Origin of the sequence: Mycobacterium sp. DL592, from assembly GCF_011694515.1 — a bacterium.
GTDB lineage: Bacteria > Actinomycetota > Actinomycetes > Mycobacteriales > Mycobacteriaceae > Mycobacterium.
On sequence record NZ_CP050192.1, the window covers coordinates 4,402,118 to 4,424,420 of the forward strand.

Here is a 22,303-nt window from a genome sequence, read left to right on the forward strand (position 1 = left end):
CCAACATCACACTGTCAGCCACCCCACCGCTGCGCGACGGCGACCGCGCGGCTCTCCACTGAGCGTACCCATTTCGGGTCGATGATCGGAGTCAAACCCCGGCCGCGCACGTAGTCGTCGAACGCTTCCATCGTCGTCCACTTCGGCGCAAAACCCAACTCGGCGCGCATTCGAGTGGTGTCCATGACCCGGCCGTAACTCAGCCATTCCATCTGATCGCGATTGAGGTCGGAGGTCCGGGTGGCCCGTCGCAACGAATCCATCGCCCACACCCCCACGCTGGGTACCGGAAGCGCAATGCGCCCGGAGCGCCGAATCGCCTGCGACATCATGATGATCCCGTCGGCCCCGACGTTGAACGTGCCCGGCTTGCCCGCCGTCGTAGCCCGCTCCAGGGCACCGAGCGCGTCCTGTTCGTGCAGCAGCTGCAGCCGGGCGTCGTGGCCGAGCACGGTCGGCACCAGCGGGCCGGCCAGATAGCGCGACAGGGCGGTGTCCATCGCGGGGCCGATCATGTTGGCCAGCCGCAGGATCGTCACGGCGATGTCGGGCCGCCGCCGGCCCAGACCGCGGGCGTAGCCCTCGATGTCGATGCTGTCGCGGGCAAAACCCTCGCCCGGCGGCCGGCGGCTGCTGCTGTCCTCGGTGTAGACCACCGGGTCATGCGGATGCGAGCCGTAGACCTCCGAGGTGGACTTGAGGATCACCCGTCGCACCGACGGCGCCTTCTGGCAGGCGGCGAACAGCTGCATCGCGCCCATCACGTTGATTTCCTTCAACGTGGCGCGGCCGCCGGAGCGGGGTGCGTACGAGGCCGCGGCAGCATGCACCACGGTGTCGACGTCCCCATTTCGAATCACCTTGGCGATGAAGGGGTTCCTGATGTCGGCGCGGACGAATTCAGCGCGGCCCATCCGGCGGAGCAGGTCCTTGCTGGGGGCGATGGCGTCGACAGCGATGACCTTGTTGATCATCGGGTTCTGCACCAAACGCGCCGTCAGATAGCCACCGAGGAAACGGCAGGCACCCGTGACCAGCACCACCTTGGGGTAGTGCGGTAACTCCGTGTCGGTGCCGCCGGATTCCATCTGCCCACCCTATCGGGCCGATCCCGGCCCGGCAGGGCGCGGCGAGCCGGGCGGTGTGCCCGGCAGGCGACTACTTGCCCAGTTTTCTGCGCTGAACCCGGGTACGACGCAGCAGCTTGCGGTGCTTCTTCTTCGACATGCGCTTACGCCGCTTCTTGATGACTGAACCCATGAAATCCGTTACCTAAGTCCTCGCAGTGCCCGCGTCAGCGCGGGCTTGTCTCTCGTCCCGGTCACCTTACCTAAGCAGGTGGGGGGAACGGAAAACGGCCTCGTTTGGCCCGGCGTCAGCCGGCGTCGAAGTACGACGTCTCCAGCAGATCGTGGACAGCCTTGGCGTGCACCCGGAACGAGCGGCCGACCCGGACGGCGGGCAGCTCTCCGTTGTGCACGAGCCGGTAGACCGTCATCTTGCTGACCCGCATGAGCGAAGCCACTTCGGCGACGGTGAGAAATTGAGCTCGAGCGACTGGCTGGGCATCAGCGCCACCAGCGTCCCGCGCCGATTTTCCGCCAGCCGCGTCCCGCGCCGATGGCCCGTTCATAGACGTCATCGCAACCCAATCCGTCAGGCACAGTCAGTCCCAGCGGCTTCCCCACCGCTGGCACCCACCCGTGCATACACGAGGAGAATAGCGTGGCCAATGGGGTTACTGCGACGGGTGTGGGTCAATCAGTCTGAAATTTCTTGAACTACTCTGATGTAATTCCTAGCTGCTCAGAGCGTGTTTTTGCGGCGTCGATGGCCGCCAGCACCGCCGGCCGGACCCCACCCCGCTCGAGTTCCCGCAGGCCAGCAGCGGTGGTGCCACCCGGGGACGTCACCATGGCGCGCAGCCTGGCGGGCGTGGTGTCCAGGCCTGCGTCACCACCGGCCGAGCGCTCGTCCTCGATGCGTTCGAGCAGCATTGCGGCCGAACCGGCCATCGTCTGCACCGCCAGATCGGTCGCAACGGCCCGGCCGAGGCCGTTGGCGACCGCTGCGTCGACCAACGCCTCGACGAACAGGAAGAAGTACGCGGGCCCCGATCCCGACACCGCGGTGACCGCGTCCAGCTGGCTCTCCGGCACCGTCAGAACGCCGCCGACGCACTCGAACAACGAGGAGACCTCGGCGAGGTGTTCGGCAGTGGCGAAGCGGCCCTTGGCCAGCGCGCTGACGCCGGCACCGACCAGCGCGGGCGCGTTGGGCATCACCCGGATCACCGGGCTGCCTGCGGGCAGCCGGGACTCGTAGAAGCCGACCGTCACCCCGGCCACCACCGAGACCAGGACCTGCTCGACGCTGTTGCTCTCGGCCCGGGCTGCGGCATCGGCGATCTTGTCGACAACGGATTCGGCGTCGGCCGGCTTGACGGCGACGATGACGAAGGCCGCCGTCTCGACCGCTTCGGTCACCGTGGCGATCCGCACCGAGTACTTCTGCGCCAGGTACCCGGAGCGCTCGGGCATCCGCTCCGCCACGACGAGGTCCTTGACTTGGCGCCCCGCCCTGAGCAGCCCCGCAAGGAGAGCCTCGCCCATGCTGCCGCCGCCGATGATCGCGATTCTGGCCATGGGCAGACCCTATGTGAGTCTCTACTGGGCCGGCACCAGGGCCAGCTGGCGCGTCTGCACGATGATGCGCCCGGTGCTGTCGACCACCGTGTGGTCCTCGTCGAACCAGTCCTGGCCGATCTGTGTGGCGGTGCACACCACCCGCAGCCACCCGTCAGCCGGCAACCCGCGCAGATAGGCGGTCAGCTGCACGGTGGGCGCCCAGCCGCGGCGCTCGACCGCATAGGAGACGGGCAGCGAGATGTCACCGCACATGAGAGCGAACAGCACGTCGACGGGCCCGTCCTTGGGCCGCACCCAGATCTTGAACACCGGGGCACCGGCGTCGCTGAACGTCGGGGTCTGGTCGGGACGGATGTCGCAGCCGCGGGCCAGGTGATTGATCTCGGCTGCGGGGTGACCCGGCCCGATCGGCTCGACGCCGGCCGGCGGCTCGGGACTCATCAGCGGGGTCACCGGGTTGGCCGACAGCAGCGGCTCGGCCAAGTGTTCAGGCTCGCCGAGGGTGACGACGGTACGCACGCAAGTTCTCCCCCGCTGGCTCAGTTCGACATCGACCAGACCGATCCGCCGACCGCGCTTGCGCACCGTGGTGATCAGCTCGACCGCCCCGGGATCGGGTGCGGACAGGAAATCTGCCGACACCGCGACGGATTCGAACGGGGCACCGGTCCCGCCGCTGTCCCCGTAGGCCTCGCGGGCTGCCTTGGCGCACAGCGCCAACATCACACCGCCATGAATCTTGGGCCCAATTGTCCAGTGCTCGTTGAGGTTTCCCGCGAAGCCTGGGCGGCCATCATCGAGCGGACGCAACGCCATCACGTCACCGAACCGGGGGATCATGAATGCTCTCTCTCAGCGCAACAGGTGGGTACGGGCGAACTGTAGCGACTCGCTCAGCAACGCCTCCCGCTCGGCCTTGGTACGCGCGCCGGAGGTGGTCACCTCGAGCACGACGTGTCCGGCGAAGTCACTGCCCGCCAGCATCTGGCACACCTCGACGGTCGGCTGGCTGCCGTGCCCGGGCACCAGGTGCTCGTCGGTGGAGGCACCGCTGCCGTCACACAGATGCAGATGGACCAGGCCGTCGCCCATCCTGCGGGCCATGTCGAGCGCATCGGTGCCCGCGGTCGCCGTGTGTGACAGGTCCAGCGTGTAGTGCGCGTGGTTGCCGTCCAGGGGGTCGTAAGAGGGCGCGAACGCCGAGACCCCCACCCCCGGACGGCCGCCACGCTTGCGCATCCGCTCGATCGACGGCTGACCCGAACCGAAGAACCGGTCGGCGCGGAACGGGAACATGTTCTCCACGGCGACCATGACGTCGCTGCGGGTCTCGAGTTCGGCGACCTGATCGCTGAACCCGTCGGCGTAGCGCCGCTGCCAGCGAAACGGCGGGTGCACCACCACGGTCTGCGCGCCGAGGCGCTCGGCGGCCTGCACACTGCGGGTGAGTTTCGGGATCGGGTTGGCACCCCAAACCCGTTGGGAGATCAGCAGACACGGCGCGTGCACCGACAGCACCGGCATGTTGTAGCGGCGGGACAGCTTCGCGATCGCCCCGACGTCCTGGCTGACCGTCTCGGCCCACACCATCAGTTCGACACCGTCATAGCCCAGCTCGGCGGCGTACTCGAACGCGGCCTCGGTCCTCAGCGGATAGACCGAGGCCGTCGAAAGACCGACCTTGATGGCTGGGCGCACTGCCGAATCAGGTCGACTGCAACAGGGCCAGCGGCCCGAGCGTGACCAGCGCACCGACCGCGACCGCGATCAGTGTGCTGGCGATGTCCTCGGTCTTGCGGACCACCCGCACGGCCACCACCAGGCCGAGGATGACCAACACCGACAGCACCAGCGCGACGATGTTGTTCCACCGCCACAGCTGGTCGAATGCGATGAACAGCCCGGCGCCGAACGCCACCGCCAGGAACGACTGGCCCACCACGATCAGCGCCCGCCACAACGCGGCGAGCTTGCCCTCCCGGGGCTGGGCATCCTCGTCGGCCGCCGCATCGGTGGCCACCGCGACCGCCGCACCGTCGTGCTCGTCCTCCTGCTCGACGCCGCGGCGGGCCAGATCGTCGGCCACGGTCTGGCCGCCGAACAGCGTTCCGCCCGACGACCGCAGATAGGACTGCAGTTCGGCGGCGCTGTCGTCGTGTTCCTCGGCGCTCAGGTCCAGGGCGGCCGCTTCGTCGACCGGGTCGAAGGCCATCTGCTCGGCATCGGAGTCCGCCGACTGCTCAGCCGGCCGGCGCAGTGGACGGGGGTCATGACTGCGTTCGGGCCCACGCTCACGGCGGGGGGTGGGCGCCTCGGAACGCTGCGGGGGCACCTCGAAGGGACGCGGCGGGGACACCGGAGCGACAGCGGCCGCTGTCGCAGTCGCCGAACCGTTGGTGGCGGCCGGCTCACTGACCGGCTCGGGGGCGACGGACTCCTCAGTCGTCTCGACTACCGGTTCCTGGGCGGTGTCCTCGACGTCGTCGTCAACTCGGATGGCGGGGAACTCGCCAGTGCGGATGATGGGGATCTCGCCGGTGAGCTCGGCGACGGTCACCGCGTCACTGTTGCCACGGCGCCGCCTGCGCCGGCCGCCGACCGGCGGCGAACCGATCGTGCCGTTCTTGGCCAGCAGCTCGGCCACCGAGATGGGCCGGCTCGGCGTTTCATCTGCAGTCATCGTGTGCCTCTCGATCGGGCGGGAGTCGGCCGATCAAAATCCTTGCTTTTAGCATCCCCCACCGATGTTTCCACCAGGGCGGTTCCATCGGCTTCACTGTCGAGTCGGCGCAGGATGATGCCTTCACGCAGCGCCCACGGACAGATGTCGACGTACTCCAACGACAGTGCTCGCATACTCGCCTCCGCCACCAGAGCACCCGCCACGATCTGCGGCGCCCGCTCGGCGCTGACTCCTTCCAGCTCGGCCCGGTCAGCCGTGGTCATCCTAGAGATGAAAGATATGAGTTGCCTCAGGCCGTTGGCGGTCAGCGTGCGCTTGACCCGCGGACCGGCTCCCGACGGCGCAGCGCCGGTAAGCCGGGCCAGCGAGCGGAACGTCTTGGAGGTCGCCACCGCCAGGTCGGGCTCCCCTGCCGACAGGACCGCCGCGGCGGACTCGGCGAGCTCGTTGTCCAGCCAGTCGCGCAGCATCGCCACCCGGCGCCGGCCAGGCGGATCGTCCGGAATCCACTCGCGGGTGAGCCGGCCGGCACCCAACGGCAGCGACATCGCGACCTCGGGCGCCTCGTCGACACCGTTGGACAGCTCCAGCGAGCCGCCGCCGATATCGAGGTTGATGATCCGGCCCGCGCTCCAGCCGTACCACCGGCGCACCGCCAGGAAGGTCAGCCGCGACTCGTTGGCGCCGGAGAGCACCTGCAGGTTGACCCCGGTCTCGGCCAGCACCCTGGCCAGCACGTCCTCGGAGTTCTTGGCGTCACGCACCGCCGAGGTGGCGAAGGCCATCAGGTCTGCGCAGCCCGAACTGGCCGCGATCTTGGCGAACTCGTCGACGGTGTCGACGAGCTTGTCGGCACCGCGGCGGGTCAGCTTGCCGGAGTCATCGATCGCCTCGGCCAGACGCAGCGCCGCCTTGGTCGAACTCATCGGGGTGGGATGACCGCCCCGATGGGCATCGACCACCAACAGATGAACCGTATTGCTGCCCACGTCGAGCACGCCGAGTCGCACGTGAACAACCTATCTGTAGTGGCCCGCCCAAGATTCGGGGCGCGGAGATTTCGTCTACCGTTACCACTGTGACGCATGGGCATCCTGGCGAGGTTGAACTGGACTTCCCCCGCGAATGGGTGGAGTTCTTCGACCCGGACAACCCCGAGCACCTGATCGCGGCGGATCTGACCTGGCTGCTCTCGCACTGGACCTGCGTGTTCGGCACGCCGGCGTGCAAGGGCACCGTCGAAGGCCGGCCGGACGACGGCTGCTGCTCACACGGGGCCTTCCTGTCCGACGACGACGACATTGCCCGACTCGACGACGCCGTCAAACAGCTCACCGACGCCGACTGGCAGTTCCGGGACAAGGGGCTGGGCCGCAAGGGCTACCTCGAGATGGACGAGTACGACGACAAACCCAACCTGCGGACCCGCAAGTACAAGGGCGCCTGCATCTTCCTCAACCGGCCCGGGTTCGGCGCCGGCGTCGGCTGCTCGCTGCACACCAAGGCGCTCAAGCTCGGGGTCGAACCGCTGACGATGAAACCCGAGGTGTGCTGGCAGCTGCCGATTCGCCGGAGCCAGGAATGGGTCACCAGACCCGACGGCACCGAGATCCTGCGGACCACCATCACCGAGTACGACCGGCGCGGCTGGGGCGAGGGCGGCGCTGACCTGCACTGGTACTGCACCGGCGACCCCGCTGCGCACGTCGGCGAGAAGCAGGTGTGGCAGTCCTACGCCCCCGAGCTGACCGAGTTATTGGGCGAGAAGGCCTACGCCGAGTTGGCGGCGATGTGCAAACGGCGCAGTGGTTTCCCGCTGATCGCTGTGCACCCCGCCACCCGCGCCGCGCAGTAGCCCCTACCTGGGAGATCGTCCCGGTCCGCGTTCCTTGTCACTCCGCTGTGGATTTGCTGTCTTTGCATCAGCGAAAATTTTCTTTGTGAGACACATCACAATCCGGCTAGTTGCCGCTTTTCTGCGACGCACCTAGTCTTCTTAGCTAGCGCATCATCCGGGGGGACGGTGCAGATGTCCATCTAAGAGACTTGGTTGTTAGCTTTGACCTCCGAAATCATCAGTTCCCCCAATAGCAGGCGGGTTTCGCTGCAATCCAAGATTCGCCGTAGCTACAAAACTGTGCAGGATTTCGGCGACGATTCGCTACCACTTACATCCGGGATAATTCGCTCAGATCGCGAGATCCGGCATCGTTCCTACGCACGCAAGCTGTTGTTCAGCGATTGTCTGATCATTTGCCTGGCTGTCGCAGCCGGACAGCTGCGCTTCGCCACCGAGCCCCCTGACCTCGGCTTCCCGTGGCCGGGCCCGCCTGAGGTGGGCTACACCGTCGTCTCGGTGCTGCTCGCCATGCTGTGGATGACATTCCTGAGCCTCGTCGGCAGCCGGTCGGCCCGCGTCGTCGGCCACGGCAGCGAGGAATACGCAATCATCGCGCTGGCTACCTTCCAGCTGTTCGGTCTCGTTGCCATCATTTCGATGCTGCTTCACATCGAGCTGTCCCGCGGCTACCTCGCCATCGCCCTGCCACTCGGCGTGGTGGGCCTGATGTTCAGCAGGCGCTACTGGCGCCGCAAGACCTCGCGCCGCCGCATGCGCGGCGAGGACCTCACCTCGGTGCTCGTCGTCGGCACGCCCCGGGTGGCCGCCGACATCGCCACTACCTTCGCCAAAGATCCCGAAGCCGGCTACCAGGTCGTGGGCATCTGCACGCCGACCGGGCCGCTCGGTGACGACGATGTCGTCACCGTCGGAAGCACCGCCATCCCGGTCGTCGGCATGGACGAGGCCGTCGTCGACGCGGTCCGCCGGACCGGCGTCGGAACGGTCGCGCTGGCCGCCACCGAGCACCTGCGCGACACCGAGATCCGCCGGCTGATCTGGGAACTGGACTCCCTCGGCGTCGACCTCATCGTCGCCCCCGGCCTCGTCGACGTCGCCGAGCAGCGGCTGCGTAGCCGCCCGGTGGCGGGCATGGCGATGCTCGAGGTCACCAAGCCCCAGTACAACCGGGCCAACTCGCAGGCCAAGCGAGCCTTCGACATCGCCTTCACCGTGCTGGTGCTGCTCGTGATGTCACCGGTGTTCCTGGCCGCGGCAATGGCGGTGCGGCTGTCGAGCCCAGGGCCGGTCTTCTACGTCTCCGAGCGCATCGGCCTCAACGGCACCACGTTCAAGATGTTCAAGTTCCGCAGCATGTACGACGGCTCGGACTCCCGCGCGGCCGCCATGATCGCAGCCACCGAGAGCAGCCCGCTGTTCTGGAAGGTCAAGGACGACCCACGCGTCACCCCGGTGGGCAAGTTCCTGCGCAAGTTCAGCATCGACGAACTGCCCCAGTTCCTCAACGTGCTGCGCGGCGAGATGAGCGTGGTGGGCCCCCGGCCGCAGGTTCGCCGCGAGGTCGACTCCTACGACGACCTGGTGCGCCGCCGACTGGCCGTCAAGCCCGGCCTGACCGGCCTGTGGCAGGTCAGCGGGCGGTCCAACCTCGAGATCGAGGACGCGGTCCGCATGGACCTCACCTACGTCGAGAACTGGTCGCTGTGGCAGGACCTGGTGATCATCGCCAAGACAGTAGGCGCCGTGCTCGCCAGCGACGGCGCCTACTGAGGCTGGTCGCCCAGCCCCGGCTCAGCCTTCCAGCTTGTAGCCCAAGCCGCGCACGGTGACCAGATGCACCGGGTTGGCGGGGTCGGCCTCGATCTTCGACCGCAGCCGCTTGACGTGCACATCGAGGGTCTTGGTGTCGCCGACGTAGTCGGCGCCCCACACCCGGTCGATCAACTGCCCGCGGGTCAGCACCCGGCCACTGTTGCGCATCAGGTACTCCAACAGATCAAACTCCTTGAGCGGCAAGGTAATCGGCTCACCGTTGACGGTGACAACGTGCCGTTCGACGTCCATCCGCACCGGGCCGGCCTCGAGGATCGCATCACCGAGGCTGGAGTCGTCGGCCTCGGTTCCGCGCCGCAGCACCGCGCGGATCCGGGCGATCAGCTCGCGTGCCGAGTACGGCTTGGTGACGTAGTCGTCGGCGCCGAGTTCCAGCCCCACCACCTTGTCGATCTCGCTGTCGCGGGCGGTCACCATGATGACCGGCACGCTGGATCGGGCGCGCAGCTGCTTACAGACATCGGTGCCCGTCATACCGGGCAGCATCAGATCCAGCAGCACGATGTCGGCGCCGGCCCGGTCGAATTCGGCCAGCGCTGAGGGTCCGTCACCGACGACGGTGGCCTCGAACCCCTCCTTGCGGAGCAGGAACGCCAGCGGGTCGGCCAGGGACTCTTCGTCCTCGACGATCAATACGTTGGTCATTGGCTTTCTTTCTCCTCGTCACGGGCCTCTAGATTGGTCGGCTCGACGTCGTTGTCGGAATGGGCGGGAATGGACAGGGTGAAGGTCGAACCGGTGCCGGGCTGGCTCCACAGCCTGATGCTGCCGTTGTGGTTGGCCGCCACATGCTTGACGATGGCCAGCCCCAACCCGGTTCCGCCGGTGGCACGCGAGCGGGCCTTGTCGACACGGAAGAACCGTTCGAAGACGCGCTCCTGATCGGCGCGGGCGATGCCGATCCCGCGGTCGGTGACGGCGATCTCGATATTGTCCCCACGGCGGCGGCGTGAGATCGAGACCCGGGACCCGTCCGGGGAGTAGGCGATCGCATTGGAGATCAGGTTGGCCAGTGCAGTGGCCAACAGGCCCTGGTCACCGAGCACCTGGAAACCGCTCGGCGCATCGGTGGTCACCGTGATGTCGGCGGTATCGGCGGCCACCTTGTGGCGTGAAATCGCTTCGCTGACAACACTATCGACGTCCACCACCTCAAGCTCGGGCAGCGGCTCGGCGCCTTGCAGCCGGGAGAGCTCGATCAACTCGCCGACCATGTTGGCCAGCCGCTGCGACTCGGTGAGGATCTTCTCACCGAAGCGGTGCACGGTGTCGGGGTCGTCAGTGGATTCCAGCAGCGCCTCGGCCAGCACGCCCATCGCGGCGACCGGGGTCTTGAGCTCGTGGCTGACGTTGGCGACGAAGTCGCGCCTGCTGGCTTCCATCCGGGCCTGCTCGGACTGGTCGTCGAGGTAGACCACGGCGAAGCGCGGATCCTGCTCGCTGAGCAACCGCACGTGGCCTCGCACCGAGAGCCCGGAGCGGCCGGCGGGAGCCCGCCGCGGCGGCGACAGGTCGACCTCGACATCCTCGCCGGTCGACAGCGTGTGCTGGGCGGCCTTCCAGGCCCGTTCGTCGAGCAGCCGGTCACGCACCAGACCCAGCTCCACCGCTCGTTCGTTGATGAACACCACGTCGCGCAGGCTGTCGACGACGACCATGCCGATCGGGGCCAGCGACACCACATGCTGCAACATCTGGGAGACGGTGATCCCGGCTTCGGTGATCGCCCGGCGCTGTCTGCGCTCGAGGATGCGTGGGGTGAGTCCGGCCCCGATACCGAGACCAACAGCGAGCGCACCTAGCGCCGCGACGGTGGCTAGTAGTGCCACCGAAACAACACTCACGCGAAAATCGTACGCATTCGGTGAACGTCATCCCAGCAGCGTGCGGCCAATTCGGGATACGTCACATATCCCGGCCGATGTATTCCGCCGCTGTTCACCCCGTGTTCGCCGAACGAGCCGCGATCCAGGGCTACTTTGCGCCCTGGCTGGCTACCGCGGCCGCACCGGCGGCGGCGGCCTCGGGATCGAGGTAGGTGCCGCCCGCCACCAGGGGCTTGAGGTCGGCATCGAGGTCGTAGCGCAGCGGAATCCCGGTCGGGATGTTCAGGCCCACGACGTCCTCGTCGGACATGCCGTCGAGGTACTTCACCAGCGCTCGCAACGAGTTGCCGTGCGCGACGATCAGCACCGTCTTACCGGCCCGCAGGTTCGGGACGACGGCGTCTTCGAAGTAGGGCACGAACCGCTCGACCACGTCGGCCAGGCATTCGGTCAGCGGGCCGCCGCCGATGTCGGCGTAGCGCGGGTCGGCGTCCTGGCTGTACTTGCTGCCCTTCTCGATGGGCGGCGGCGGGGTGTCGTAGCTACGGCGCCACAGCATGAACTGCTCGTCGCCGTACTTCTCCTTGGTCTCGGCCTTGTCCAGACCCTGCAACGCGCCGTAGTGCCGCTCGTTGAGCCGCCAGTCGCGCTGCACCGGGATCCACAACCGGTCTGCGGCGTCCAGCGCCAGGTGCGCGGTGGTGATCGCGCGCCGCAGCAACGAGGTGTACAGGATGTCGGGTAACACGCCCTGCTCGGCCAGCAACTTGCCGCCGCGCACCGCCTCGGCGCGGCCCTTGTCGGTCAGGTCGACGTCCACCCAGCCGGTGAACAGGTTGAGCGCATTCCATTCGCTCTCGCCGTGCCGGAGCAGGATCAGGGTCGCCGCAGGATCTGAAGCCATGACAAAAGTCTCTCACGGCCCGGTTCAGGCGTCGCGATCGTCATCGACTCCGGCGCCCAGTGGCCACCTACGTCACGGATTGGGGCCGGGACTCTCGACTCCTCCTCATCGTTCGTCCCTCACTCTGCATCGTCGTCTTCGGCGATCAGGTGCTCGAAGGCTTCCAGATTCTTCAGCGACTCGCCCCGGGCCACCCGCCAGGCCCACTCCTTCTGGATCGACGACTTGAAGCCCAGTTCCAGCAATGTGTTGAAGTCGGTGTCGACCGCTTCGAGCACCTGCCCGAGCACCCGGTCGATCTCATCAGGGGTGACCGCCTCCAGGGCGATGCGACCGATCAGATAGATGTCGCCGATGTTGTCCAGGGTGTAGGCCACACCGTAGAGCCGCCGATTGCGCTTGAGCAGGAAGCGGTAGACACCCTGGTGGTTCTCGTCGGGCTGGCGGCAGACGAAGGCCTCGACCCGCACCGAATGCTCACCGATGCTCAGCAGGGTGTTGGTCTTGAGCTTGCGCTCCCCGGGCAGTTCCACGATCAGGCCGGGCAACCCACCGTGGGAACCCTCGAAGCGGGTGTACGCCAGATCGTTGTCGATCAGCGTCTTCTCGATGATCTGTTGGACGGTGGCCTGTCTCACGCCCGCACCCCTCTGCGCATCGTCCACCGGCGCCCGTTGCGCCGGGCCACCAGGTCGCGCGCGGCGCTGTGCCGGTGCGTGCTGGCGTAGTCGGTGATAGCCCGGCCGTAGCTGGCCAGCAAGCCGTCAACGGTGTTGTCCCAGGAGAACTTTCGGGCATGGTCGACGGCGGCGCGGCTCAGCTGCTCGGGGTCACGGCGCAACAGCGCGTCGATGGCGGCGGCCCACTGATCCGGATCGTGACCGGGCACCAGGCTGCCACTGACTCCGTCGGCCACCGCCACGGGCAGTCCGCCGACCGCGGCGGCCACCACCGGCGTGCCGCAGGACTGCGCTTCGACGGCAACCAACCCGAATGACTCCGAATAGCTCGGCACCGCAACGAGATCAGCGGCGCGGTAGACGTTGACGAGGTTCTCCCGCGATTGCGGCGGCAGGAACGTCACCCGCTCGGCGATACCCAGCTCGGTGGCCAGGCCGACGAGTGCGTCCGGGGCGGCCAGCCCGCTACCGGACGGTCCGCCGGCGATCAGCACCCGCACATCAGGCAGCAGAGCGGCTGCCCGCAACAACACATCCGGGGCTTTCAGCGGTTGGATTCGGCCGACGAATGCAACCACGTTCTCCCCAGGCGCCAGCCCGATCGCCGCACGGGCGGCGCGCCTGTCCCCCGGGGTGAACGTCTCCAGATCGACCCCCGGATGGACGACGTCGATCCGGTCCGGATCGGCGCTGTGCAACGAAACCAGTTGGCGGGCTTCATCATCGGTGTTGACGATCAGCCGGTCCGCCTCGTCGACCACCTGCTGCTCGCCGACCGCACGCAAGGGCGGCTCGGGTGCGTCGCCGTCGGCCAGTGCCGCGTTCTTCACCGCGGCCAGGGTGTGGCTGGTGTGCACCAACGGCACCGCCCAGCGGTCGCGGGCCAGCCAGCCGACCTGACCGGATAGCCAGTAGTGCGAGTGCACGACGTCGTAGTAGCCCGGCTCATGGTTGGCCTCGGCGCGCAGCACCCCCGCGGTGAACGCGCACAGCTGGGTGGGCAGGTCGTATTTGTCGAGACCCTCGAACGGGCCGGCGACCACATTGCGCACCACGACCCCGGGCGCGACGGGCACCACCGCCGGATCCGCCGACGACGTGGCCCTGGTGAAGATCTCCACCTCGACGCCGCGGCGCGCCATATGCAGGGCGGTTTGCAGCACGTAGACGTTCATCCCGCCGGCGTCACCGGTGCCCGGCTGGGCCAACGGTGAGGTGTGCACCGAGACGACGGCCACACGGCGGGGCAGCACATCGGCCGAGCCATCGCTCAGATCTCGGGCGTGCCGCACGCCTCCATCTTTACACCCACCGCGGGCAGCCCCTGCTCAGGCCACCGGCAATGCCGACAGCAGCCCTCAGGCCGACACGTCCGGGCGACGATTCTGCGAGCGCCGCAACGCTCCGATCGGATCGGCGTAGAGCCCGCCGAGCGACACGATGCCTGCACCGGCCTCCTGCACGCGGTTACCGAATGCGGTGACCCGGATGTCGCGGGCAGGCAGCACCGAACGCTCGGCGAACGCGGCCTCGACGTGCTGCATACCTTCGGGGTACTCGGTGAAGGCCTGGCCGCCGACGATCACGTCGTCGGGGTTGAGCATGTCGCGCAGCAGCGCCACCGCGCCGCCCAGCACCCGGGCCCGCTCCTCAAGGAGCTCACGGGCTGCGACGGCGTCGGGCTGATCGCCTTGTCGCGCGGTCCGCAACAGTGTCGACATCGTGGCGCTCGGCCCGGCGGTGGGGATGAGTCCGCGCTTGCGGGCGGCGGCCAGAACGGCCTCGTCGCTGACGGTGGATTCCAGCTGACCCGTGCCGCCGAGGACGTCCGAAGCCACCGGGAGCGCTGCGATGGTGCCGGGGCCACTGGCCGGGCTGTGCACCCGTCCACCGATCACGAGGGCGAAACCGACTGTCTCACGGGCATATACGTAGAGGGTGCTCGCCGTCGGCGACGGTACGCGGCGCATCCCGAGCAGCAGTTCGGCGCCGGCGATCGCGTCGACGTGGGAGGCCACCGACACGGGAAGGCCCAGCGTTTCCGCGAGCACCGGGCCGACCGGGGCGTGCGCCCAGCCCAGGCGCGGATGGTCGACATGGCCGGTGACGCTGTCGACCACGCCGCCGATGGCGACGCCCACCCATAGCGGGCGGCGGCGATGCCACCGGCTCAGGTAGCGCCGGGCGCTGCCGGCCAGCGACGCCAGAGCCTGGGCCTGACCGCCACGCGGGGTGGGGGTTTCGACGGCGTCGAGGGTGCGACCGAACAGATCGGTGGCCACGATGCTGGTGGTGCGTGCGCCGATGTGGATGCCGAGGGTCAGGAACGGCTCGTGGTTGACCTCGACGGGCACCCGCGGGCGGCCGATCGCGCCGGAGACGGCGAGGTCGGCGCGTTCACGCAGCACCCCGGCGTCCAGCAGTGCGGTGACCTGGCGGTTGACCGTGGCGATCGAGAGCTTGGTGATCTGGGCGATGACGTCGCGGGCGATAGCGCCACGCTGGCGAACGGCGGCGAAGACTGCTGCCGTGGCCGCCTCGGGGATGCGCAGCGACGGAGCGATGATGTGGTGGCGGGTCCGCAGCGGATGCGGCCGGGCGGCGGCAACGGTGCGGGCCGGAGTATGGGAGGAGAGAGTGGTGGTGCGCACTGGGAGTGTCCTTCTCGAGTCTGGGAGGCGGGTCCTGTGCCACGCCTGGCGACTTGATCGGGACGAGAAAGAACGTGTCCGGTCGGGTCAGACGCAGCGAATCGCGTGACAACAACACGCGGTGTGCGCGACCAGACAGCTGGTCAGACCGATACGGATCACGGGAAGAACTTAGCACAGTTACTAGAGTTGGTCCGATGACGACTCCAGATGCCCATTCTCGCGTGGCCGTGGTGACCGGCGCCAGCTCCGGAATCGGGGAGGCGACCGCGAAAACCCTTGCCGCTCAAGGCTTTCACGTGGTCGCGGTGGCCAGACGAGCCGACCGCATCCAACGGCTGGCCGACGAGCTCGGCGGAACAGCCGTTGTGGCCGACGTCACAGACGACACCGCGGTCGAGGCGCTGGCCGCCGGCCTGAATCGGGTCGACGTGCTGGTCAACAATGCCGGCGGAGCCAAGGGACTCGAACCGATCGCCGACGCCGACCTGGACAACTGGCGCTGGATGTGGGAAACCAACGTCCTGGGTACCCTGCGGGTCACCCGGGCACTGCTGCCCAAGCTGATCGCCTCCGGCGATGGGCTGATCGTCACGGTGACATCGACTGCCGCACTGGAGGTCTACGACAACGGCGGCGGATACACCGCGGCGAAACACGCCCAGGGCGCCCTGCACCGCACATTGCGTGGCGAGCTGCTTGGCAAGCCGATTCGGCTGACCGAGGTCGCCGCCGGAGCGGTGCTGACCGAGTTCTCGCTGGTGCGGTTCGGCGGCGACGAGGACCGGGCGCGGGCGGTCTACAACGGGATCACACCGCTGGTCGCCCAGGACGTCGCCGACGTGATCGGTTTCGTGGCCGCGCGTCCGTCGCACGTCAACATCGACCAGGTAGTGATGCGGCCGCGCGATCAGGCCAACGCCAGCCGGTTCAACCGCCGGGTGTAGCCGAACTGGTCGTCGGGGCCGGTGCCGCCGTGGTGGTGGGCGTGCCCGACAGCGTCGGGGCATCACTGGGCGTCGCCGGCGCGGTGCTGGGCATGTTCGACAGCGACTGGGTGGCGCTGAGCGCAGACATGGACTTCCACTCGTCCCAGCCCACCGCCCAGTCCCAGATATCGCCGTCGGCGTAGGACAGCTGGATCGTCGTGCCGGTGACTTCCACCGGGTCGCCGTAGACGGCGGTGTAGTAGTACTGCTCGGCGTCGCCGGTGGATAGGTTGATGCACCCGTTGGTGACGTTGGTGTTGCCCTGTGCGCCGGCACTGTTGGGGTTGGCGTGGATGAACTCGCCGTTGTTGGAAATGCGCACCGCCCAGCGCTCGTGGACGTTGTTGTAGCCGGCCGCCGGGTTCGACATGTAGAAGTCCGAATACTTCTCGGTGACTACGTGAATGCCGCTGCGAGTGACGTTGCGCGGCAGGTCGGCTTCGCCGTAGCTGCACGGGAAGTCCATGACCACGCCGGCGTCGGTGATCACCTGGATGCGGTGCGAGGGGGCGTCGGCCTTGACCACCTGGCGGCGCCCGATGTCGAAGTCGAGTGTCGAATCGGCCGCCCCGTAGGCATCGTTGCCGAACTTCACGCCGTACAGCCGGGCGTCGACATGAACCTTGGTGCCCGGCTGGTAGTACTCCCGGGTCCGCCAGTGCAGCCGCGAACCCTGCGCCTCGTCCGGTAACCAGGCCCAGCTGCCCTCGGTGGGCGGGTCGGTGACGACCGTCAGGGCGCGTTCCACATCGGGCCTGTGCGCGGCGTCGATCGCGGCGTCGAACTGCATGATGATCGGCGCGGCCACCCCGACGGTCTGGCCGTCGGACAGCTGGAACTGGCCGTTGACCTTGGTGGTGGGATTGAGAGTGGCGAACGACGCCGCCACAGGGACCGCCTTACCGTCGCGGCCCACCACCGAGCCGGCCCAGGTGTAGACACCGCCATAGCCCAGCGGCTCGGTCGCGGTGAACGCCGTGCGCTCCCGGTTGAGCGTGCCGGCCACCGGATGGCCGTCGGCGTTGGTGAGTGTGACCCGCTGCAACCACCCGTTCTTGACCTCGAGGCTTACCGGCGCTGTCGGCGCCACATCCTTGGCGGCATCGGCCGGGCTGAAGGTCAGCGACGGCTTGGCAGGCGGCTCCGGCGACCCGGATTGTTTGCCGGACCCGCCGAAGCAGGCAGCCAGCGCGTTGGGGGCCACAACGCCGAGCGCCAGGGCCGTCAGCGCACGCCGGCGGTTGACCGGCGGCATTCTGTCGGCAGGGCTCACGTCAATCCAAGATACGGAAAGCGACCGTCAACCTGCCAATTGCCGGGGTGTGGTCATGGCCTCACCCAGCAGCGTTTCAGATGCCGAAGATCTTGAGGAAGGCTGGTGCCGCCCCGCCCAACTGGGATCCGGCGAAGTCGATGCTGCCGCCCACGAGCACGATTTGGGCTCCGGAGGTCTGGTCGACAGCGCTGTAGTCACTCCAGCTCAGCGACACCGGCCGCAGCGACGAGAACAACCCACCCACCGGAATATGCGCCACGAACGTCGGCCCAGAAGTCCCGATCTGCAGCGGCACGTCCAGGTTCTGTCCACCGAACAGCAAGGCGTTGGTGAACTTCGGCGCGGCCTCAGCCCAGGCCCCGAAAGCCCCGAGGATGTTGCCGCTGCTCACAGCCGTGACGAAAGACTGCAGGCTGTCATAGGCGGTGAGGCCGGCGTTGACCACCGCACCGGCAATGCTGGCGGCGAAAGCCACCGTGGACGGCACCGCGAGCGTGCCACCGGTCAGGGTGTTGGTGCTCTTGAGCGGTGTGGTCGTGAACGTCGTTGTCCCGGCCAGCGAGAACGTGGCGCCGCCGATCGGAGTCGTGGCGGTCGCGTTCAGCGACAGCGGGCCGCTCTGGCCGAGATCCGGGGCACTCAGGTCGGCGGACAGCGAAATCGGTCCGAACGGCGTGTTGAAGGTCTGGTTGAACTGTCCGCCGACAGCGTTCGCGGTCAGCGCGGCGGACGGCGTGGCCGACCGCTTCGACACCGCGGATGCGCTCAGCGGGGTGGTGCTCACCTTCACGGTCCGAGAACTCACGGCGGTTGTGGTCACCGCGGCGACTCGTTTGCTCGACGCCACCGCGGAGCTGGTGGGCCCGGCATCGGGCTTGCTGTCCGACGCGGAGTTCGACGGCTGATTGCGGCCGGTGTCCGCCTGCGCGACTCCGGCAGCACCGGCCAGGGCAGCACCGACGCCGAGCGCCAACGCTCCGGCGCCGAGCCACGTCCTGACTTCCAGCATGCGTCCGCGTGTTGCGGCCGACGAATTTCCACTGGCCATTTTGAATCCCCCCATATCAGCGAACGGAAGTGCGCTTACATCCGCAATTATTTTCCCCATTATTCTTCGGCGGGGTTAATTCTCGGAATTCCTCGAGGTTAATTTTCTGCTGCGTGACAGGTCTTGCGTGCCTGGTCTACAAAGCGCAGCCGACCAGCACGGGCTCAGGGATCAGGGTGATGCCAAACACGGCGCGCACGCCGTCGCGGACCGCGCGGGCCACCGCCAGGATGTCGGCCGTCGTGGCATTCCCGCGGTTGGTCAGCGCCAAGGCGTGCTTGGTCGACAGCCGGCATGGCGCGTCAGGCCCGGGGAAGCCCTTGCCGAAGCCGGCATTCTCGACCAGCCAGCCCGCCGCCAGCTTCACCCCGTCCGGGGCGGGATAGTGCGGCACCGGGCCATCGTGGCCGGCCAGCAGTGCTTCGAACTGTTCGGCCGGGACGACGGGGTTGGTGAAGAACGACCCCACGCTCCAGGTGTCGTGGTCGTCGGGGTTGAGCACCATCCCCTTGCGAGCACGCAACTCGAGCACGGTTCGGCGGACCGCGTCCGGCTGCGCCCGCGCACCGGCCGCCACGTCGAGCGCGGTGCACAGTTCGGCGTAGCGCAGCGGCGCGGAGAGCCCCGTCGCCTCCAGGGCGAACTCCACCTCCAGCACCACCGCGTCCGGGGAGTTCTTCAGCACGCTGTGCCGATAGCCGAAGCCGAGCTCGTCGGCGGCCGCCCAGCGCACTTGCCCGGTGCGGCGGTCCAGCAGCCGAACCCGGGTGAGGCGGTCGGCCACCTCGACTCCGTAGGCGCCGACGTTCTGGACGGGCGTGGCCCCGGTCGAGCCGGGGATGCCCGACAGGCATTCCAGCCCGCCGAGCCCGTGTTCGACCGATAGTGCGACGACGTCGTCCCAGACAGCGCCGGCCTCGGCGCGCAGCAGGGCGCCGTCGACGGTGACGGCGCGGTTGGCCAGCAGGACGACGGTCAGGTCGGCGAGGTCGTCGGCGATCACCACGTTGGAGCCGCCGGCAAGCACCAAAACCGGTCCGCCGGCGGCCTCGTCGAGTGCGCGGACCGTGGCCACGACCTGATCGGTGGTGGTGCAGGTGATGACACGGCTGGCCACCGGACCGACCCGCAGGGTGGTCAGCGACGCCAGCGGCACCCGCTCGGCGACCGCCGCGCCGCCGAAAACCTGCAGGGCTCCCACGGCCCGTAACGGTAGCCTCACCAGCTATGCCGCGTTCATTCGACATGGCCACCGACTACGACGGCAGCGTCGAACAGGTTCATGCGGCACTGCGCGACGAACAGTATTGGCTGGCCCGCCTGGCCGACTCGGGTGCCGACGACGCCACGCTGGACTCGCTGCGCCTGGGCGCCGACGGCAGTGTCGACATCGCGACCACCCAGATCCTGCGGGCCGACCGGCTGCCGGGCGTCGTCACCCAGTTCCACCGCGGCGATCTACACATCAAGCGCGTGGAGAGCTGGTCGGGCCTGGTCGACGGCAGTGCGCAGGCCGCCGTGGACGGCGTCATCCCCGGCGCGCCGGTGACACTGACCGGCAACGCGCACCTGACACCCGCAGAAGCGAAGGCGCGCTTGGCTTTTCGGGCCACCGTGGAGGTTCGGATCCCGTTGGTCGGCGGCAAGGTGGAGAACTTCATCGGCAACCAGCTGGTGGACCTGCTGATCGCCGAGCAGCGGTTCACCACCCTGTGGATCGCCGAGCACGGCTGAGCCCGCGGGTACCGTGATTTCATGTCCCGCCGCATGGACTACGTCATCGCACTCGACAAGCCTGCATCCGATCTCTACGTGAGCTTCACCAGCCGCGAGTACTGGGAAGATCTGGTAGCCGAGCACGCCAGGCACTACGAGTCGACGCTGACACGGTTCTGCTCCGGCGACGGCGGCACCGACATCGTCTTTACCCACACGCTGTCGAGTAAGGACCTGCCGTCGGTGGCGGCCGCGGTCGTCCCGCTCAATCTGACCGTCACCCGCGAACAGCACTTCGCCCCGTTCGACGCCGCGTCGCAGTCGGCGCGCGGGCACTACAAGGCGCTGGTGCCGTCGGCGCCGATGGACTTCGGCGGAACCTACGTGCTGAGCGAGTCGCCGACTGGCAGCGAGTTGCGGCTCAACAGCGTCTGCACGGTCAAGGTGCCGTTGATCGGCGGCAAGATCGAAGAGTGGGTGCTGGGCGGACTGCACGGATTGTTCGACAACGAGCGCGATTTCACCCGCGACTGGATCGCCAGCCATTACTAGGGCACAGCGGCCGGTCGGCGTGCCGACCCGCGGAACCACCAACGCCAATCGATTGCGGCGCGCCGACCGCTGGCTGCTGAACTCCCCGCGGGTGCGCTCGGTGCTGGAGTCGGCGAGCGAACCGCTGGTCGTCGACCTCGGGTACGGCCGGCTGCCGGTCACCACACTGGAAATGGCCGCGCGGCTGCGAGTTCTGCGCCCCGACATCCGGGTGGTCGGCCTGGAGATCGATCCGGCGCGGGTGGTGCCAGCACTCGACGGTGTCGAATTCCGGGTCGGTGGTTTCGAATTGGCGGGGCTGCGCCCGGTTCTGGTGCGGGCGTTCAACGTGCTGCGCCAGTACCCGCCAGAAGCGGTGGACCAGGCGTGGGAGGTGATGCGCTCGCGCCTGGCGCCCGGCGGGCTGATCCTCGACGGCACCTGCGACGAGTTGGGGCGGCGGTGCTGCTGGGTGCTGCTCGACGCCGACGGCCCGGTGAGCCTGACGCTGGCCTGCGATCCACGGCACATCGAGCGACCCTCAGACTTGGCCGAGCGGTTGCCGAAAGTCCTTATCCACCAAAATGTTCCGGGCCAACCCATCCACGAACTACTTACCGTCGCAGACCGGGCGTGGGCCGCGTCGGCGGGGCATTCGGTGTTCGGCCCGCGCGACCGCTGGCGGGCGATGATCGCCGAGATGCGCGGCGCGGGCGTCGCGCTGGAACCGCAACGCCGAAGCGTGCGCGACGTGGTGCTCACCGTCCCGTGGTCGTCGGTCGCACCGGGCTAGCTGCGGCGCCTAGCATCAAGACATGCGGATAGCCCTGGCCCAAATCCTTTCTGGCACCGACCCCGCCGCCAACCTGACCCTGGTCGAGCAGTACACCCGGCAGGCCGCCGCGGCGGGCGCACGACTGGTCGTGTTCCCCGAGGGCACCATGAGCCGGTTCGGGGTGCCGCTGACCCCGATCGCCGAGCCGCTGGACGGACCGTGGGCCGACGCGGTGCGCGGCATCGCCGCCCGCGCCGGGATCACGGTGGTGGCCGGGATGTTCACCCCCACCTCCGACGAGCGGGTCACCAACACCCTGCTGGCCACCGGCCCCGGCATCGATGCCCACTACGACAAGATCCATCTCTACGACGCGTTCGGGTTCGCCGAATCCGCCGGCGTCGCGGCCGGCCGCGAACCGGTGGTCATCACCGTCGACGGCGTCGGAGTGGGGTTGACGCTGTGCTACGACATCCGCTTTCCCAACCTTTACCTCGAGCTGGCCGACCGCGGCGCACAGGTCATCACCGTCAGCGCGTCGTGGGGTGCGGGCCCCGGCAAGCTCGAGCAGTGGACCCTGCTCGCCCGGGCCCGGGCATTGGACTCGGCGTCGTTCATCCTCGCCGCGGACCAGGGCTATCCGGGTGACGAGATGGCGAACACCTCGAGGGCGCCGACCGGTGTCGGCGGCAGCTTGGTCGCCTCCCCGTTCGGCGAAGTGCTCGCCTCCGCAGGCCCCGACCCTCAACTCGTGGTGGCCGACGTCGACGTCGACGCCGTGCCCGCGGTGCGCGAGACGCTCGGCGTGCTGCGTAACCGCTCAGAGTTCGCTCAGATTGATAGGGCAGAATCGCGCGGGTGACGTATCCGCCACAGGGCCCG

Annotated in this window: 24 protein-coding genes; 7 read left to right on the forward strand and 17 right to left on the reverse strand. The window is 68.2% G+C overall.

Features of this window, described 5'->3' with window-relative positions:
* Nucleotides 1-14 precede the first annotated feature (14 nt).
* The 8 genes from HBE64_RS21155 to HBE64_RS21190 all read right to left on the reverse strand — a co-directional run bounded on the left by HBE64_RS21155 (nt 15) and on the right by HBE64_RS21190 (nt 6,341).
* The gene (locus HBE64_RS21155) at nt 15-1,088 is read right to left on the reverse strand and encodes an SDR family oxidoreductase (protein WP_167106677.1); all 1,074 of its coding nucleotides are present in this window, start codon (nt 1,086-1,088) and stop codon (nt 15-17) included.
* A gap of 70 nt (nt 1,089-1,158) precedes the next feature.
* On the reverse strand, nt 1,159-1,260 hold the full coding sequence (locus HBE64_RS21160; RefSeq protein ID WP_003402602.1) for a 30S ribosomal protein bS22: 102 nt from the start codon (nt 1,258-1,260) through the stop codon (nt 1,159-1,161).
* 115 nt (nt 1,261-1,375) lie between these two features.
* Entirely contained in the window at nt 1,376-1,642 is a 267-nt protein-coding gene (locus HBE64_RS21165; protein WP_167106680.1) for a helix-turn-helix domain-containing protein, read from the reverse strand.
* 139 nt (nt 1,643-1,781) lie between these two features.
* Nucleotides 1,782-2,645, reverse strand: a complete 864-nt coding sequence (gene proC, locus HBE64_RS21170) for a pyrroline-5-carboxylate reductase (RefSeq protein WP_167106683.1) — start codon at nt 2,643-2,645, stop codon at nt 1,782-1,784.
* Between the two features lie 21 nt (nt 2,646-2,666).
* On the reverse strand, nt 2,667-3,488 hold the full coding sequence (locus HBE64_RS21175) for a thioesterase family protein (protein WP_167106685.1): 822 nt from the start codon (nt 3,486-3,488) through the stop codon (nt 2,667-2,669).
* Between the two features lie 12 nt (nt 3,489-3,500).
* Entirely contained in the window at nt 3,501-4,346 is an 846-nt protein-coding gene (locus HBE64_RS21180) for a sugar phosphate isomerase/epimerase (RefSeq protein WP_167106688.1), read from the reverse strand.
* Between the two features lie 7 nt (nt 4,347-4,353).
* Entirely contained in the window at nt 4,354-5,328 is a 975-nt protein-coding gene (locus HBE64_RS21185; RefSeq protein WP_167106691.1) for a hypothetical protein, read from the reverse strand.
* Nucleotides 5,325-6,341 carry a Ppx/GppA phosphatase family protein gene (locus HBE64_RS21190; protein ID WP_167106694.1) on the reverse strand — a complete coding sequence of 339 codons (1,017 nt, stop codon included), beginning with the start codon at nt 6,339-6,341 and terminating at the stop codon, nt 5,325-5,327. The genes HBE64_RS21185 and HBE64_RS21190 overlap by 4 nt, the downstream gene beginning before the upstream one ends.
* A 68-nt stretch (nt 6,342-6,409) precedes the next feature.
* On the opposite strand from HBE64_RS21190, the gene HBE64_RS21195 reads away from it, so the two are divergent.
* A complete protein-coding gene (locus HBE64_RS21195) occupies nt 6,410-7,186 on the forward strand; it encodes a hypothetical protein (protein ID WP_167106697.1) in 777 nt (258 codons plus the stop codon).
* 375 nt (nt 7,187-7,561) lie between these two features.
* A complete protein-coding gene (locus HBE64_RS21200) occupies nt 7,562-8,962 on the forward strand; it encodes a sugar transferase (RefSeq protein ID WP_243841405.1) in 1,401 nt (466 codons plus the stop codon).
* A gap of 21 nt (nt 8,963-8,983) precedes the next feature.
* On the opposite strand, the gene HBE64_RS21205 is transcribed toward HBE64_RS21200, so the two are convergent.
* The 6 genes from HBE64_RS21205 to HBE64_RS21230 form a co-directional block, all read right to left on the reverse strand.
* Nucleotides 8,984-9,670: a response regulator transcription factor gene (locus tag HBE64_RS21205; RefSeq protein ID WP_167106703.1), complete on the reverse strand. Its 687-nt coding sequence runs from the start codon at nt 9,668-9,670 to the stop codon at nt 8,984-8,986.
* Nucleotides 9,667-10,869, reverse strand: coding sequence for a cell wall metabolism sensor histidine kinase WalK (locus HBE64_RS21210; RefSeq protein ID WP_167106706.1), 1,203 nt, complete (start codon nt 10,867-10,869; stop codon nt 9,667-9,669). The genes HBE64_RS21205 and HBE64_RS21210 overlap by 4 nt, the downstream gene beginning before the upstream one ends.
* 130 nt (nt 10,870-10,999) lie before the next feature.
* On the reverse strand, nt 11,000-11,755 hold the full coding sequence (locus HBE64_RS21215) for a phosphoglyceromutase (RefSeq protein ID WP_167106709.1): 756 nt from the start codon (nt 11,753-11,755) through the stop codon (nt 11,000-11,002).
* Between the two features lie 119 nt (nt 11,756-11,874).
* Entirely contained in the window at nt 11,875-12,393 is a 519-nt protein-coding gene (locus tag HBE64_RS21220) for a YbjN domain-containing protein (protein WP_167106712.1), read from the reverse strand.
* Complete coding sequence (mshA, locus tag HBE64_RS21225; RefSeq protein WP_167106716.1) at nt 12,390-13,727, reverse strand: D-inositol-3-phosphate glycosyltransferase; 1,338 nt, start codon at nt 13,725-13,727, stop codon at nt 12,390-12,392. Before mshA ends, HBE64_RS21220 begins: the two co-directional genes overlap by 4 nt.
* Before the next feature lie 66 nt (nt 13,728-13,793).
* A complete protein-coding gene (locus tag HBE64_RS21230; RefSeq protein ID WP_167106720.1) occupies nt 13,794-15,086 on the reverse strand; it encodes an ROK family protein in 1,293 nt (430 codons plus the stop codon).
* 197 nt (nt 15,087-15,283) lie between these two features.
* Here HBE64_RS21230 and HBE64_RS21235 point away from each other — a divergent pair, with 197 nt between their 5' ends.
* On the forward strand, nt 15,284-16,033 hold the full coding sequence (locus tag HBE64_RS21235; RefSeq protein WP_167106723.1) for an SDR family NAD(P)-dependent oxidoreductase: 750 nt from the start codon (nt 15,284-15,286) through the stop codon (nt 16,031-16,033).
* Here the strand turns inward: HBE64_RS21235 and HBE64_RS21240 are convergent.
* From HBE64_RS21240 to HBE64_RS21250, 3 genes are all read right to left on the reverse strand, one after another.
* Nucleotides 16,017-17,330, reverse strand: a complete 1,314-nt coding sequence (locus tag HBE64_RS21240) for an Ig-like domain-containing protein (RefSeq protein ID WP_167109521.1) — start codon at nt 17,328-17,330, stop codon at nt 16,017-16,019. The two genes, HBE64_RS21235 and HBE64_RS21240, sit on opposite strands and share 17 nt — an antisense overlap.
* Before the next feature lie 94 nt (nt 17,331-17,424).
* Nucleotides 17,425-18,360 carry a hypothetical protein gene (locus HBE64_RS21245; RefSeq protein ID WP_167106726.1) on the reverse strand — a complete coding sequence of 312 codons (936 nt, stop codon included), beginning with the start codon at nt 18,358-18,360 and terminating at the stop codon, nt 17,425-17,427.
* A gap of 175 nt (nt 18,361-18,535) precedes the next feature.
* Entirely contained in the window at nt 18,536-19,621 is a 1,086-nt protein-coding gene (locus HBE64_RS21250; RefSeq protein WP_243841407.1) for a UDP-N-acetylmuramate dehydrogenase, read from the reverse strand.
* Nucleotides 19,622-19,626: 5 nt separating this feature from the next.
* Here HBE64_RS21250 and HBE64_RS21255 point away from each other — a divergent pair, with 5 nt between their 5' ends.
* From HBE64_RS21255 to HBE64_RS21270, 4 genes are read left to right on the forward strand one after another with little or no spacing between them, the layout of a single operon-like run.
* Nucleotides 19,627-20,133, forward strand: a complete 507-nt coding sequence (locus tag HBE64_RS21255; RefSeq protein ID WP_167106733.1) for a DUF2505 domain-containing protein — start codon at nt 19,627-19,629, stop codon at nt 20,131-20,133.
* Between the two features lie 21 nt (nt 20,134-20,154).
* The gene (locus HBE64_RS21260; protein ID WP_167106736.1) at nt 20,155-20,667 is read left to right on the forward strand and encodes a DUF2505 domain-containing protein; all 513 of its coding nucleotides are present in this window, start codon (nt 20,155-20,157) and stop codon (nt 20,665-20,667) included.
* Between the two features lie 19 nt (nt 20,668-20,686).
* Entirely contained in the window at nt 20,687-21,439 is a 753-nt protein-coding gene (locus HBE64_RS21265; RefSeq protein ID WP_243841409.1) for a class I SAM-dependent methyltransferase, read from the forward strand.
* Between the two features lie 22 nt (nt 21,440-21,461).
* The gene (locus HBE64_RS21270) at nt 21,462-22,283 is read left to right on the forward strand and encodes a carbon-nitrogen hydrolase family protein (RefSeq protein ID WP_167106739.1); all 822 of its coding nucleotides are present in this window, start codon (nt 21,462-21,464) and stop codon (nt 22,281-22,283) included.
* The last annotated feature ends 20 nt before the right edge of the window (nt 22,284-22,303 follow it).

What these genes read in the sequence shown, in the direction of transcription:
- HBE64_RS21155 (WP_167106677.1), bottom strand. Translation starts at nt 1,088, where the DNA reads ATGGAATCCGGCGGCACCGACACGGAGTTACCGCACTACCCCAAGGTG.
- HBE64_RS21160 (WP_003402602.1), bottom strand. Translation starts at nt 1,260, where the DNA reads ATGGGTTCAGTCATCAAGAAGCGGCGTAAGCGCATGTCGAAGAAGAAG.
- HBE64_RS21165 (WP_167106680.1), bottom strand. Translation starts at nt 1,642, where the DNA reads ATGACGTCTATGAACGGGCCATCGGCGCGGGACGCGGCTGGCGGAAAA.
- proC (WP_167106683.1), bottom strand. Translation starts at nt 2,645, where the DNA reads ATGGCCAGAATCGCGATCATCGGCGGCGGCAGCATGGGCGAGGCTCTC.
- HBE64_RS21175 (WP_167106685.1), bottom strand. Translation starts at nt 3,488, where the DNA reads ATGATCCCCCGGTTCGGTGACGTGATGGCGTTGCGTCCGCTCGATGAT.
- HBE64_RS21185 (WP_167106691.1), bottom strand. Translation starts at nt 5,328, where the DNA reads ATGACTGCAGATGAAACGCCGAGCCGGCCCATCTCGGTGGCCGAGCTG.
- HBE64_RS21205 (WP_167106703.1), bottom strand. Translation starts at nt 9,670, where the DNA reads ATGACCAACGTATTGATCGTCGAGGACGAAGAGTCCCTGGCCGACCCG.
- HBE64_RS21215 (WP_167106709.1), bottom strand. Translation starts at nt 11,755, where the DNA reads ATGGCTTCAGATCCTGCGGCGACCCTGATCCTGCTCCGGCACGGCGAG.
- HBE64_RS21235 (WP_167106723.1), top strand. Translation starts at nt 15,284, where the DNA reads ATGACGACTCCAGATGCCCATTCTCGCGTGGCCGTGGTGACCGGCGCC.
- HBE64_RS21240 (WP_167109521.1), bottom strand. Translation starts at nt 17,330, where the DNA reads ATGCCGCCGGTCAACCGCCGGCGTGCGCTGACGGCCCTGGCGCTCGGC.
- HBE64_RS21245 (WP_167106726.1), bottom strand. Translation starts at nt 18,360, where the DNA reads ATGCTGGAAGTCAGGACGTGGCTCGGCGCCGGAGCGTTGGCGCTCGGC.
- HBE64_RS21255 (WP_167106733.1), top strand. Translation starts at nt 19,627, where the DNA reads ATGCCGCGTTCATTCGACATGGCCACCGACTACGACGGCAGCGTCGAA.
- HBE64_RS21260 (WP_167106736.1), top strand. Translation starts at nt 20,155, where the DNA reads ATGTCCCGCCGCATGGACTACGTCATCGCACTCGACAAGCCTGCATCC.
- HBE64_RS21270 (WP_167106739.1), top strand. Translation starts at nt 21,462, where the DNA reads ATGCGGATAGCCCTGGCCCAAATCCTTTCTGGCACCGACCCCGCCGCC.